Source organism: Psychrobacter nivimaris, assembly GCF_009812035.1.
In the GTDB taxonomy this organism is placed as follows: Bacteria; Pseudomonadota; Gammaproteobacteria; order Pseudomonadales; family Moraxellaceae; genus Psychrobacter; species Psychrobacter nivimaris.
In genome coordinates this window covers 18,740-31,622 of the sequence record NZ_VZIZ01000033.1, presented here as the reverse complement: position 1 = coordinate 31,622, position 12,883 = coordinate 18,740, and the positions used below count along the sequence as shown (strand labels likewise).

General features: G+C 45.1%; 10 protein-coding genes. 4 read left to right on the top strand and 6 right to left on the bottom strand.

Annotated elements, in window-relative coordinates; translation table 11 throughout:
• Window positions 1-267 precede the first annotated feature (267 nt).
• The 6 genes from FQV37_RS11710 to FQV37_RS11685 form a co-directional block, all read right to left on the bottom strand.
• The gene (locus tag FQV37_RS11710; protein ID WP_240991025.1) at window positions 268-1,224 is read right to left on the bottom strand and encodes a hypothetical protein; all 957 of its coding nucleotides are present in this window, start codon (window positions 1,222-1,224) and stop codon (window positions 268-270) included.
• Window positions 1,225-1,466: 242 nt separating this feature from the next.
• The gene (locus FQV37_RS11705) at window positions 1,467-1,946 is read right to left on the bottom strand and encodes an acyl-CoA thioesterase (RefSeq protein WP_101204506.1); all 480 of its coding nucleotides are present in this window, start codon (window positions 1,944-1,946) and stop codon (window positions 1,467-1,469) included.
• 166 nt (window positions 1,947-2,112) lie between these two features.
• Entirely contained in the window at window positions 2,113-3,801 is a 1,689-nt protein-coding gene (locus FQV37_RS11700; protein WP_160023185.1) for a fatty acid--CoA ligase, read from the bottom strand.
• A 169-nt stretch (window positions 3,802-3,970) separates the two neighbouring features.
• On the bottom strand, window positions 3,971-5,173 hold the full coding sequence (locus FQV37_RS11695) for a 3-oxoadipyl-CoA thiolase (protein ID WP_160023183.1): 1,203 nt from the start codon (window positions 5,171-5,173) through the stop codon (window positions 3,971-3,973).
• A 73-nt stretch (window positions 5,174-5,246) separates the two neighbouring features.
• Complete coding sequence (locus tag FQV37_RS11690; RefSeq protein ID WP_160023181.1) at window positions 5,247-6,830, bottom strand: 3-hydroxyacyl-CoA dehydrogenase; 1,584 nt, start codon at window positions 6,828-6,830, stop codon at window positions 5,247-5,249.
• Window positions 6,831-6,900: 70 nt separating this feature from the next.
• Window positions 6,901-7,677: an enoyl-CoA hydratase gene (locus FQV37_RS11685; RefSeq protein WP_160023179.1), complete on the bottom strand. Its 777-nt coding sequence runs from the start codon at window positions 7,675-7,677 to the stop codon at window positions 6,901-6,903.
• 342 nt (window positions 7,678-8,019) lie between these two features.
• Between FQV37_RS11685 and FQV37_RS11680 the strand changes: the two genes are divergently transcribed.
• From FQV37_RS11680 to FQV37_RS11665, 4 genes are all read left to right on the top strand, one after another.
• The gene (locus FQV37_RS11680) at window positions 8,020-9,174 is read left to right on the top strand and encodes an acyl-CoA dehydrogenase family protein (RefSeq protein WP_160023177.1); all 1,155 of its coding nucleotides are present in this window, start codon (window positions 8,020-8,022) and stop codon (window positions 9,172-9,174) included.
• 161 nt (window positions 9,175-9,335) lie between these two features.
• Window positions 9,336-10,568 (top strand): MFS transporter, encoded by a 1,233-nt coding sequence (locus FQV37_RS11675; protein WP_220455972.1) that lies wholly within the window; start codon window positions 9,336-9,338, stop codon window positions 10,566-10,568.
• Window positions 10,569-10,788: 220 nt separating this feature from the next.
• Entirely contained in the window at window positions 10,789-11,634 is an 846-nt protein-coding gene (locus FQV37_RS11670) for an IclR family transcriptional regulator (RefSeq protein ID WP_160023175.1), read from the top strand.
• Window positions 11,635-11,766: 132 nt separating this feature from the next.
• Window positions 11,767-12,861, top strand: a complete 1,095-nt coding sequence (locus tag FQV37_RS11665) for an NADH:flavin oxidoreductase/NADH oxidase (protein WP_160023173.1) — start codon at window positions 11,767-11,769, stop codon at window positions 12,859-12,861.
• The last annotated feature ends 22 nt before the right edge of the window (window positions 12,862-12,883 follow it).

The window sequence follows — 12,883 nt, the reverse complement described above, 5'->3', positions numbered from 1 at the left end:
AGGCTGCGTAATTAAAATCTCCCAAGTTTAGTTCTACGGATTTGACAGCATGGGTCAGTACATTATCTTTTTATAAGCTAATATAACTGGCGTTTCGACTCTTACAATTGCAACGTCAGTTATTTTTATAGGAAAGTTACTAGTATATATTCTAATACCTGAATAGCATGATAAGTATTGATAAAAAATCATTAATCAAGATAATACATCCCCACTATAACTATGGAGATGCGCCATCGTATCGCTTACTTCTCTAAACACTTCAACTCAAAAATCATATTTTGCCATTATCTCAATTTGCTGACCTGCTGGCATCCATGGGAATGTCGTTACGTCCTGATTTCTCCACTCAATACCCAAATCTAGATCTGGTAGATACTCATAGATAAGGTTTGCGCTTTTTACATTAGCAGAAGTGTCTGCCGCATCGTTTACATTTACTTCACCATAACGCAAGTTGCCACGCAGCTTTTGGGTAAACTGATGCTTATATCCTACGCTATAGCCAGTTTGCGAGATCAGCTTCCCATCCTCGGCATCACAGTCTACGCCGCCATTCATAATTAGCGGTCCTCCAACACAGATGGCAGAATAGGCACCCATGCCTTTACCATTATATATACTGGCATGGAGTGAATCTTTACCCAATGTCAGCTTGCCAGCTAAAGAAACACCGATACCCACATCTGAACCATCTCCGTTCTCAGCATCACGAGCCGTGACAGCCACGTTATAGTCAAAGTTAGATATCTTATCTTTGTAGCTTACCACCATATCAGGTAAGCTCGCATTATCGTAAACAGGGTCTTGCGCCGTAAAACGTAGCCCCTTATAAGTATAGTGCAACGTCAAATCTGGACGAATATAAGAACCACCACCAGAGGCCGTGCCCAAACCAGTGCCCCAAAAATCAAGCTGCTCCGTAGACAGAGGTGCCACTGCCAAAAATTGACCGTTCCAAGTCTTACCCACTGTCAAATCATCAACCTGAACATAAGCATGACGCAAACGCAGGTTTGAGCCGCCCTTGGCGTAATCGCCATAAAAATCACCTTCGATAAACCCCGTGAGTTTTTTATCATCTACCGACTTAGTCGTTTTCACATTAATACGAGACTGGCGTAAATTACCCTTAAATTCCGACTCGCCTTCATCAGGAGAGTTAAAAGCACCTTCTGCTTTGATGTAACCACCGATACTCAAAGTCGTGTCATCTGTTGTCACAAGATCGATTGCTTGTGCAGATACGCATGTTACAACCGTAGCAAAACCTACAGATAGCCTTTTTATATAAAGCATCATTCATCTATTCCCTGTTTTATGTTGATATCCTTATCAATCCCAATTGCTACTACGCTTTCTTTAATCCATAAAAATAAATAATCCTTTTAGATGAAAATTAACTTCTAATTAATAAGTACTTTCTAATTAAAAACCCAATCATAATTTGACCGATATATTGGGTGTTACGCTTCTTGGTCAATATTCTCTAACGCAGCAATCGCCTCTTTTTTCGACTCACTGATAGGCTTTTTTTGCCCACTCAATTTATCGAGGTATACCAACACCGACTCACCGATTGCAACGACTGTTTTCTGCACCGTACTGTAATAGGTATATTCATGAATCAGACTTGAATTACCGATTTTTTTGACCTTGACGCCAATCCATAACTCATCGGGATAGGCAACCGATTTGAGGTAACGACATGATGAGGCTGCCATCACCGAAGACGTTTGTTCGTTAAATAAACCAAGCCGCCTGTTGTAGTAGATACGAGCATTTTGAGCATATTCGTAATAAACCACATTATTGACATGACCAAAGGAGTCCATATCACCCCATTCCACTTGCTGAGGGTAGATAACTGTAAAGTCATGCAATGGGTGATTTTCATCGCTTGTGACAATCTCTTGTATTTCTGGGAACGTAGGCGCAGCTTCCATAGTTTCTCTCTTTTTATTAGACAGGTTTTGTTATATAGAGGATGAATGTGACTCAGGGTGCTCGTGACTCACACACATCCCTATCCCTAGCATTTAGTCAAGCACTAGGGTTTATGCAAGTTTTCACTTTTGTCAGAGTCGATTTGATGGTGACCGGATTGTTTGACTAGATGAGATTTTCTGAGTACATCGAACGCATGCGTTTTTTATCGAGTTTACCGACGCTGGTTTTTGGCATGTCTGGCAAAAACCTCACTTCACTTGGTACACCGTATTTTGGCAAATGGCCTCTCTCTACTGCTTGATGACCCAATGCCAAAATATCTTCCATTTTTGTGTCGACATGGTCTGGTTTTAGCACGATCAACGCCAAGGGACGCTCACCCCAACGCTCATCTGGGACACCAATCACCGCGATATCAGCGACGCTAGGATGAAAGGACAAAATGGTTTCGACCTCAAGCGAGGATACCCATTCGCCGCCGGATTTAATGACATCTTTGAGCCTGTCTGTAATGCTTAGCGTGCCATCAGCAGTCATACAGGCGATGTCTTGCGTATGCATCCAGCCGCCTTTCCATAACTCATTACCTGCGTCAGGATTTTTAAAATAGCTTTGGGTCAACCACGGCGCGCGTATTACAAGCTCGCCTGTAGATTTGCCATCCATGGGTTGTGGTTTACCATTTTCATCCCAAATTTCCATCGACACTAACATAATGGGTGAACCTGATAGACAACGATAGTTAAGGTTATCCTCTAGCGTCATTGACTCTGTTTTGTCATCGAATACTGCTCGAGACAGTACAGGGCAAGACTCTGACATACCAAACCCTGACATAAATTCTATGCCACATTCGATAGCTGCTTTGGCTAAGCCCTCATTGAGCTTTGAGCCACCTAGTAACAGTTTGAGATTCTCAAATTTGCGACCGCGTTCTGCCATTTCTTTGAGAAGCATCTGTAGTATTGCTGGGACACCATGTGATAGCGTGACTTTGTGCTGCTCAATCAAATCGACCAGTTTTGGTGCCAGATATCTCCCGGGATATACTTGCTTGAGCCCTATCATGGTTGCGCCATACGGCCAGCACCACGCATGTACATGAAACAAAGGCGTCATCGGCATATATACATCGTTGTAGCGCGCGCCTTGACCTTCGGCATTGAGCGCTGATGCCAGTGTGCTTGCCATCGTCTGTAGTACGATCTGACGATGAGTAAAGAAAACTCCTTTCGGATCACCTGTCGTGCCACTGGTATAGAATGTTGTAGCAATAGTGTTTTCATCAAAGTCTAGGAAGTCAAACTCGTCACTAGCAGCTGCTAAGAGCGCCTCATATTCGCCATCGACATAGTCAGGCAGCTCAGCTTTCTCACCACCTACTTTGTCATCCTCTGCATCATCGGCCCACATTACATGCTCGATAGAAGGCGCATCGTCACGATAGTCTTTAATCATCGGCGCAAATTCAGCATTCAACAATAAGGCTTTTGGCGCAGCATGGTTGACGGTATATAGCACTTTTTCTTCAGACAGACGCACATTAACGGTTTGCAAAATCATGCCCGACATTGGTACTGCAAAGTATGCTTCAAGGTAACGATGACTGTCCCAATCCATGACCGCGACCACATCACCTGCCTGCAAGCCCATATTTTTTAATACATTAGCCAAGCGATTAATACGTTTAAAAAACTCAGCATAGGTATAAGTGACTTTGTCGGCATAGCTAATGGTTTGGTTGGTGGAAGCAATCTTGGCGCGGTTTAGTAGCTGTTTGATAATTAACGGAAACCCATACGCTTCTTCGGCTTGATGGTAGTTATCGTGTTCGTTGAGTATGGTTGTCATGGTATCTTCCTTGATAATAAATTGTCCTTGATATAGTCAATCCTCTATAAAAGAGTGACAGCGTTAACCTCACTTGAAGTATCACAGTTACATCTGCGCTCGGTTGCCTTGTCTCTCTTTTAAACTGAATCAACTATAATCAGTAATGGGGCGAGCGTGCTTTTGAGTCTTAGACGCGTTCTATCACCATGGCAAGCCCTTGCCCAATACCAATACATAAGCTGACCACGGCATATTTGCCACCCGTAAGCTGTAGCTCTCGAGCGGTACTCAAGGCGATTCTTGCACCTGATGCGCCAAGCGGATGGCCGACAGCGATGGCGCCACCATTGGGATTGACACGCTTATCATCAAATTCAATGTCCAACCCTTTTAGACAGCCAAGCACTTGAGAAGCAAAAGCTTCATTAATCTCAATGACAGACATGTCCTCGAGGGTCAGATCCGCACGCTTTAGTGCTAGCTTAATTGCTTCAACAGGACCCACACCCATGATATTGGGTTCAACACCCATTGCACCTGATGATAAGATCTTGGCAATCGGTTTAAAGCCTAGCTTTTCCTCTGCTTGCTTTGAGCCAATGATGAGCGCGGCAGCACCATCATTGATACCAGACGCATTACCTGCGGTGACGATTCCATCTTTGTTTAACGGTTTGAGCTTTTGTAGTGCTTGAATATTAGAGCTGGCACGCGGATGCTCATCCTCTATGACTACTTTTGCAGGCAATTTCTTACCTTGGGGTACGGTGATAGGTGTTATTTCATCGTTAAAAAATCCTGCTTGCTTGGCAGCTTGGTACTTGGCTTGTGATGCGGCTGCAAACTTATCGGCTTCCTCTCGCGTAATACCATACTTCTGCGCGACATTATCGCCCGTCTGCGGCATGGTATCACTGCCGAACTGCTCAATAATTCTTGGATTGGGAAAACGGCTACCAATGGTCGTATCAAATACTTTAAAATCACGGCTAAAAGGCTGCTCTGTCTTGGCAAATACAAACGGTGCACGTGTCATCGACTCGACCCCACCTGCTAAAATAATATTCCCTTCGTTGCACGTGATACTGCGAGCAGCATCGACTACAGTAGACAGACCTGACGCACATAGACGGTTTACTGTCTGACCTGGGGTTGTTACATCCAGCCCTGCTAACAAAGCCGCATTACGCGCGATATTGCGAGAGTCCTCGCCTGCTTGGTTAGCGCTGCCTAGCAACACTTCATCAAAGATATCAGCAGATAGTTGATGCTTTTCGACCAACGCTTTCATCACGGTGGCGACCAAATCATCAGCACGTACGGTTGCTAATGCGCCAACATAGCGACCAAAAGGACTTCTTAATCCATCATAAATATAGGCATCTAACATAACGTTTCCTTGTCGTATTTTTCGATTCTGAATAATGGTTTTATGGTTTAATAAGCATATCTTGTCGTTCAAATTAGTAAGTGTTTTGCTGAGTAAACAATGACATGTCAAGCTTGGCGCGGCGTTGCAGCCAAGGGCTTGGACGATAACGTGGGTCACCTGTCAGCTCGTAGATACGCTCTAAAATAAGCAGCACACGCGAAGCGCCAAGATGATCGCCCCAAGAGATCGGGCCATACGGATACCCCAGCCCAAGCTTAACGGCATTATCGATATCCTCTGGCGTGGCAATCTTTTGCATGGCGATGTCACAGCCGAGATTGATTACCATGGCGACCACCCGCTGTGCCACAAAACCTGTACTTTCGGCAATCAGCGTGGCACTGCTCACCTCCTGCGCATCTGCTTCACGACTATCTGAGCCTTTATTACCCGTGCTACTGCCAAATAATGCATAAGCTTGCGCCACGAATCGTTCTTGCGTGACGATGCTTGGCATCAACGTACGATGCTTTGTAAGCTCGGTAAGCATATCAATCGCAACCGCTTGCTTGGGATCAACCTGATAACGAATCGCGGCATTGGTCGTATCTTCGCCATAGATGGCGAGTAGCACCAAACTATCAGGGTGTGGTGTGTCGTTGTCATCGATAGTGACGTCATGAGCATTTAAGTAATCAATCAGCTGCGTTTTATCTTCTGCCAAATCAGCGCCAATCCACACTGATCTAATAGTGGCATCATCGACAAGCGCCGCCTTAGTTACTTGATTCTGAGCACTATCTACGGAAACCTTCTGACCTTTTTCGTATTGATAAAAACCTTCACCAACCTTACGGCCGAGCTTTTTTCCTACCAGCATTTGACGGGTTAATGGATGCGGGCGATAGCGCGCTTCATGATAAAACTGGTCGTAAATTGACTCCATTACGGGGTGTGACACATCAATGCCCGTCAGATCTAACAGCTCAAACGGTCCCATGCGAAAGCCTGCGCCATCACGCAAAATACGGTCGATTTGCTCAAAAATTGCGACGCCCTCACCCAGTATTTTTAACGCTTCGGTGCCATAGGCTCTGCCACCATGATTGACGATGAAACCCGGTGTGTCTTTTGCGACCACGCCCAGATGCCCCATCCGCTTGGCCAAATCAGTGAGCGCATCAATAACTGATTGCTGAGTAGAAAGGCCCGGAATGATTTCTACAATTTTCATCAGTGGTACGGGGTTAAAAAAGTGAAACCCTGCCACGCGCTCTGGATATTCACAGTCAGCAGCAATTGCCGTGACTGATAATGAGGAGGTATTGGTCGCCAAAATAGTATCGGCGGTAATCACACTTTCTAACTGGGCAAAAAGCTGTTTTTTGATGTCTAAGTTTTCGATAATGGCTTCAACCACGATCTCAGCGGTCGCGATTTGGCTTAACTCTTGGACGACGGTTAAACGGCTTAGCATAGCTTGTAGCTCGTCATCGCTGAATTTGCCTTTAGCGGTGAGCTTTTCGAGCATGGCTTGCAAGGAGTGTCGCCCTTGCTCAGCTGCGCCTGCTTTGGCGTCATATAAAAGGACTTGGATACCAGCTTGGGCAGCAATTTGGGCAATACCCATACCCATAATGCCAGTGCCAACAATGGCAAGTGTATTCACGGTCATAATGATTCTCTACATAATTTGCGATAGGATTTGGTCAGCGTGGATAAAAGAGATAAGCGGCATCTGCCCCTTAATAGCCTTTATACTCTGCAGGGCGCTTTTCCAAAAAGGCTTTGGCCCCTTCTTTTTGATCATGCGTATCAAACAGAATCTGAAAGGCTTTACGCTCTAAGGCCAACGCGCCTTCTAAAGGCATATCAGCACCCAGCGTTGCCACCTCTTTGATTTGCGCTAAGGCAATAGGAGAATAGTTTGATAACTGCTCAGCGATCTCAATGGCGCGAGTGATGGTAGCCTCATCGTCGACGACTTCAGAGACCAGCCCCATTGTGTCCGCCTCATCAGCGCTGATCATATCGCCCGTGAGTACCATCTTCATGGCCTTGTGTTTGCCAATGGCACGAAACAAACGCTGCGTGCCTCCTGCTCCTGGCATCAGTCCTATTTTGATCTCGGGCTGTCCAAATTTGGCAGACTTGCCTGCGATGATGATATCAGCATGCATGGCCAGCTCACAGCCGCCGCCAAGCGCATAGCCATTGACGGCAGCAATAATGGGCTTGCTGCAATGAGTGATGGCATCCCAATAGCGCTCGCTACGACGCAAATACATATCTGCTGTGCCAGTCGTCAAGAAATCATTGATATCGGCACCAGCAGCAAACACCTTGTCACCACCCGTCAGCACAATCGCTTTGGTTTGTGGATCATCATTTAACTGAATAAACAAATCTGCCATTTGTTGGCGTAGCTCACTGTTTAGTGCATTGCGCACTTTGGGGCGATTGAGCGTGATGACACTCACGCCCTCTTTTGGTTTTTCACAAATAATGAGTTGCTCTTCCATGATCCACTCCTTAAACATCATTTCGATATAAAGTACAAAAACATATTAAAACGATTATTTTGAAATAAAAATATCGCTATGCGGTATCTAATATCAATATATACTGTTTATTTTAGTTTGTGAAGGAAAAAAATTGGTTAAATGAGAAAAATTATAGAGAATAATTATCATATTTATAATAAAAATACCGCAATGCGGTTTTTTAAACCAAAACTATTGTAATTTACTTATTCATCGATTATGCTAATTATCCAAGGACGTCACATGACTAACATCGTCAAAAAGCCGTTATGACTATCAGTCATTAATCAAACAGGCATTTATCCAACAAGGAAGACTCATATGATTAGAGATAAAGAAACCCTCGACCATATCACTCATACCATCCGCAACTTCGTTAATGACCAACTCGTTCCTCTGGAGCACTGGGTGGCAGAAAACGATCGCCTACCAGAAGAGATCATCGAGCAGATGCGCGAGCTTGGGCTGTTTGGGCTGACCATTCCTGAAGAGTACGGCGGACTTGGTGTCACTATGGAAGAAGAAGTTACGCTGGCATTTGAGTTAGGACGTACCTCCCCTGCGTTTCGCTCATTAATAGGGACAAATAATGGTATTGGCTCATCTGGCCTAGTGATTGATGGCACTGAGGCACAAAAACAGAAGTATCTACCTAGGTTGGCCAGTGGTGAAATCATCGGTTCATTCTGTTTGACCGAGCCGGAGTCAGGATCAGATGCCGCCTCATTGAAAACGACGGCTATTAAAGATGGTGATACTTATATCATCAATGGCACCAAACGTTATATCACCAATGCTCCCCAAGCTGGCATATTCACTGTCATGGCTCGCACCGATCCACAAAACAAACGCTCTGGCGGTATTTCAGCGTTTATTGTGGAGAGTGACACACCTGGTATTACTTTGGGCAAAATTGACAAAAAAATGGGCCAGAAAGGCGCGCATACCTGTGATGTGATCTTTGATAATTGCGTCGTACCAGCGGATGCGCTCATCGGCGGTGTTGAGGGGGTTGGCTTTAAAACGGCCATGAAAGTTCTTGATAAAGGGCGCTTACATATTGCAGCAGCCAGTACTGGAGCTGCTACTCGCATGCTAAATGATGCACTCAACTATGCCGTAGAGCGTAAGCAATTTGGTCAACCGATTGCCAGTTTTCAGCTGATTCAAGGCATGCTCGCTGACTCAAAAGCAGAAATCTATGCCGCCAAATCCATGGTGCTAGACGCTGCACGTCTGCGTGACGAAGGCAAAGACGTCGTTACTGAATCCTCATGCGCTAAAATGTTTGCCACTGAGATGTGTGGCCGTGTTGCTGATAGAGCGGTACAAATCCATGGCGGTGCCGGTTATATCGCAGACTACGGTATTGAGCGTTTTTATCGTGATGTACGTCTATATCGTTTGTATGAAGGTACCACACAAATTCAGCAAGTCATCATTGCCCGCAATATGATTAAAGAAGCCAGCGAGTAATCCCTACCACTTTTTTACCCACCAGAATGCACGGCGGTATTTGCTAGGATGCTGATACCGTTCCCCTCTATTTTTACCACTACGCATCAAATTAGTTTTTCATTCTCACAACGTTAAGGATATAAATTGTGAAAAGTGTCGCTATAACTGCAGATCCAAGTATGAGCTCCACCCAAAAACAACCTTGGAAACTGGCCTTTGTTTTTTGTTTTTTAGTTTTACTATGTGATGGGGCTGATATCGGTATTCTTGCCTTTACCTTATCCAGCCTAAAACTAGAGTTTGCACTGACCAATGTACAAGCTGGCGCTCTAGGCAGTTGGTCGTTATTTGGGATGGCAATCGGTGGGTTTTTTGGTGGTTGGGCTTGCGATCGCTTTGGCCGAGTACGTGTCATCGTTCTTGCGACTGGCATGTTCTCTATATTGTCTGGTTTTAGTGGATTGGTGCAGAGCTATGAGCAGTTTGTCACGCTACGGGTTATTGCCTGCTTGGGGCTTGGTAGTCTTTATATCGCTACCAATACGCTTATGTCAGAGATGGTACCTACCAAGCATCGAACCACCGTCCTTGCTGCATTAATGACTGGATTTACTTTAGGCTCATTGGTTATCACCAGTGTATCCGCTTGGATCATCCCTAGCTATGGTTGGCGTACACTATATCTACTGACTTTTTTGCCGATACTTTTGGCAGTATCAATGTACTTTTTAGTCCCTGAACCCCAGTCTTGGAAAGACGCTCGAGCACTAAAACTGAGCGGCGCACTAGATACTCTCAAAAAAGCAGAGAACCCATACAAAGCGATAATGGAAAATCCGAAACACCGTATCATGTTTATCCTATGGTCAATGAGCTCAGGACTTTTGTTATTCGGCTATTTTGGTGTCAGCAACTGGCTACCTTCTTATCTAGAAACTGAATTGGGTATCAAGTTCAAAGAAATGGCACTGTATATGGCGGGAACGTACCTGACTATGATGTTTGCCAAAGTTGTGGCTGGATTTATGGCTGATAAAATCGGACGTAAGATAGTATTTGCCTTTGGTACGATGGGCACCGCATTGTTTATTCCTATTCTAGTGTATATGCATACTCCAGAAAATATCGGCTGGTTAATGATCACCTTTGGTTTCTTATATGGTATTCCTTATGCCATTAATGCCACCTATCTAACCGAAAGTTTCCCTACTGCTATCCGAGGTACTGCGATCGGTGGTGCATTTAATATTGGACGGCTTGGCTCTGTAATTGCTCCTGTTGCCATTGGTTATATGGCCATGCATAACTCTATCGGCGCAGGTTTATTACTTATGGCAGGTGCATATTTCTTATGTGGTCTTATCCCTACTTTGTTTATTAAAGAAAAGCAATATGATCCACAACAAGCCTAACCATACCTCTTATAACGACTATTGCTACCGTTCATACCGCATAGCGAAACAATAGTTTCTCGTTATGCTATGCTGAGAGTATGAAAGTAAATTGATATAATATAATCAAAGAGACAGTGGGTAACTGTGAGCTGATATTAGCTCACAGAATGCTATGAATAATAAAGTTTTGTGATTTTATAACGCTTGTATGAATTTGATTGGGGATAATAGACGACATATGACTAATGATACCCTTACCGATGAAGACGCTAACAACGAGATGCATATTGAACTGTTAGAACCCATTGCAGAGATGAGAGATAAAAATGACCGACAGTTTGTCACAGCGTTGGCTCGAGGGTTAGAGCTGCTGCGTTGTTTTACCCCGCAGCGACCTTATCTAGGCAACCAAGACCTAAGTCAGCTGACAGGACTTCCTAAAGGAACCATCACTCGTCTGACCTATACGTTGGTCAAATTAGGCTATCTCAAACAGTCTACTACGAGCAGTAAGTATCAGCTCTCAACCGGCGTGCTTGGGTTTGGCTATACCATGATGACCAACATCTCCATCAACAATCTCGCGACCCCTTATATGGAAGAGCTGGCAGATTATGCCAATAGTGCTGTGGCCATGGCGACGCGCGATCGGTTGATGATGGTCTATCTCAATGTGGTGCAAGGGGCTGGTAGTACGACTATGCAGCGCAATATCGGCTCATATCTCCCCATTCATTTAAGCTCGATGGGACGCGCTTGCCTCGCCAGCATGCCGCCTGCTGAGCAAGAATTTATCCTAAATGCGATTCGCAGTAAGTACAAGGATGATTGGCTAAAGATCAGACGAGGGCTAGACAAAGCCTTTCAAGATTATGAAGATTACGGCTATTGTTTTTCTATCAGTGAATGGCAAAAGGATGTCAATGCGGTCGCCATTGCGCTGATGCACCCGACGGAAGGTTTGCTCACGTTTAACTGCGGCGCACCAAGTTTTATCCTGAGTCGCACCAAATTAGAAGAAGACATCGCCCCTCGCCTGCTGCATATGAAAAACATGATTGAGAGTAATCTATATATCAGCTAGCCTCACTTAAATGTAACCTATAAAAACAACCATTCATCCCCATCATGCATTCAAGCGCTAATCGTATAAGTCATTTATATTGTTTTTGTATTTTATTTTCCATGCCTTTAGGCACGTTTTTAAGGATTTACCATGAGCCAGCTTTTTTCGCCTTTGCAACTTGGGCAACTCACATTAGATAACCGTATTATCATTGCTCCTATGTGCCAGTACTCTGCCAATGACGGCGCGGCAAGCGATTGGCATACGATTCATTTGGGCCAAATGAGTTTGAGCGGTGCAGGGCTACTTATTTTAGAAGCAACAGCGGTCAATCCACAAGGACGTATCAGCTATGCTGATTTAGGTTTATGGGATGACAGGACTCAAGCTGCACTAGATAAAACGCTAACAGCAATCAGACAGTACAGTCCTATGCCAATAGGCCTACAACTGGCCCATGCTGGACGTAAAGCGTCAACCGAAAAGCCATGGGACGGCGGCGGTTCGATTGCCCCTGATGAGGTAAATGGGTGGCAAACGGTGGCACCATCAGCGCTTGCGTATGACGAAAACTCTACTGTACCCACAGCCATGGACCAAAAAAACATTGATTCGCTCATCAGCGATTTTGTCGATGCGGCAAGACGTGCCGATGCGCTGGGTCTTGACCTGATTGAGCTTCATGGTGCGCACGGCTATCTATTGCATCAGTTTTTATCGCCGCTTTCTAACAAGCGTGATGATCAATACGGCGGCAGTCTTGAAAACAGAATGCGCTTGTTACTTGACGTGTTTACAGCGGTTCGGGCTGAGTTTTCAAGTGAAAAGCCTGTGGGTGTGCGTGTTTCTGCAACCGATTGGGTTGAAGGCGGCTGGGATCTCACGCAAACGATCGAGCTGGCTAAAGCCTTAGAGGCATTAGGCTGTGATTATATCCATGTGAGCACCGCAGGACTTAGCCCTGAACAGCAAATTCCTGTGGAAGCGAACTTTCAAGTGCCTTTTGCAACCGCGATAAAAGAAGCGGTCAATATACCCATCATCGCAGTGGGCTTAATTACTGAAGCCGAGCAAGCGCAAAGCATTATTACTGAGCAGCAAGCGGACGCGGTCGCATTGGCACGCGGTATCCTTTATGACCCGCATTGGCCTTGGCATGCAGCGGCAGAGCTTGGTGCCAAGGTCAAAGCGCCTAAACAATACCTACGCTCAAGCCCGCATGGTAAGCCGTCTCCGATAGAATAAGTGTAATCGAACTACGAACATA

Coding starts and splice junctions, on each gene's coding strand:
- FQV37_RS11695 (WP_160023183.1), bottom strand. CDS start 5,173: ATGTTAGATGCCTATATTTATGATGGATTAAGAAGTCCTTTTGGTCGC.
- FQV37_RS11700 (WP_160023185.1), bottom strand. CDS start 3,801: ATGACAACCATACTCAACGAACACGATAACTACCATCAAGCCGAAGAA.
- FQV37_RS11685 (WP_160023179.1), bottom strand. CDS start 7,677: ATGGAAGAGCAACTCATTATTTGTGAAAAACCAAAAGAGGGCGTGAGT.
- FQV37_RS11665 (WP_160023173.1), top strand. CDS start 11,767: ATGAGCCAGCTTTTTTCGCCTTTGCAACTTGGGCAACTCACATTAGAT.
- FQV37_RS11670 (WP_160023175.1), top strand. CDS start 10,789: ATGACTAATGATACCCTTACCGATGAAGACGCTAACAACGAGATGCAT.
- FQV37_RS11690 (WP_160023181.1), bottom strand. CDS start 6,830: ATGACCGTGAATACACTTGCCATTGTTGGCACTGGCATTATGGGTATG.
- FQV37_RS11680 (WP_160023177.1), top strand. CDS start 8,020: ATGATTAGAGATAAAGAAACCCTCGACCATATCACTCATACCATCCGC.
- FQV37_RS11705 (WP_101204506.1), bottom strand. CDS start 1,946: ATGGAAGCTGCGCCTACGTTCCCAGAAATACAAGAGATTGTCACAAGC.
- FQV37_RS11675 (WP_220455972.1), top strand. CDS start 9,336: ATGAGCTCCACCCAAAAACAACCTTGGAAACTGGCCTTTGTTTTTTGT.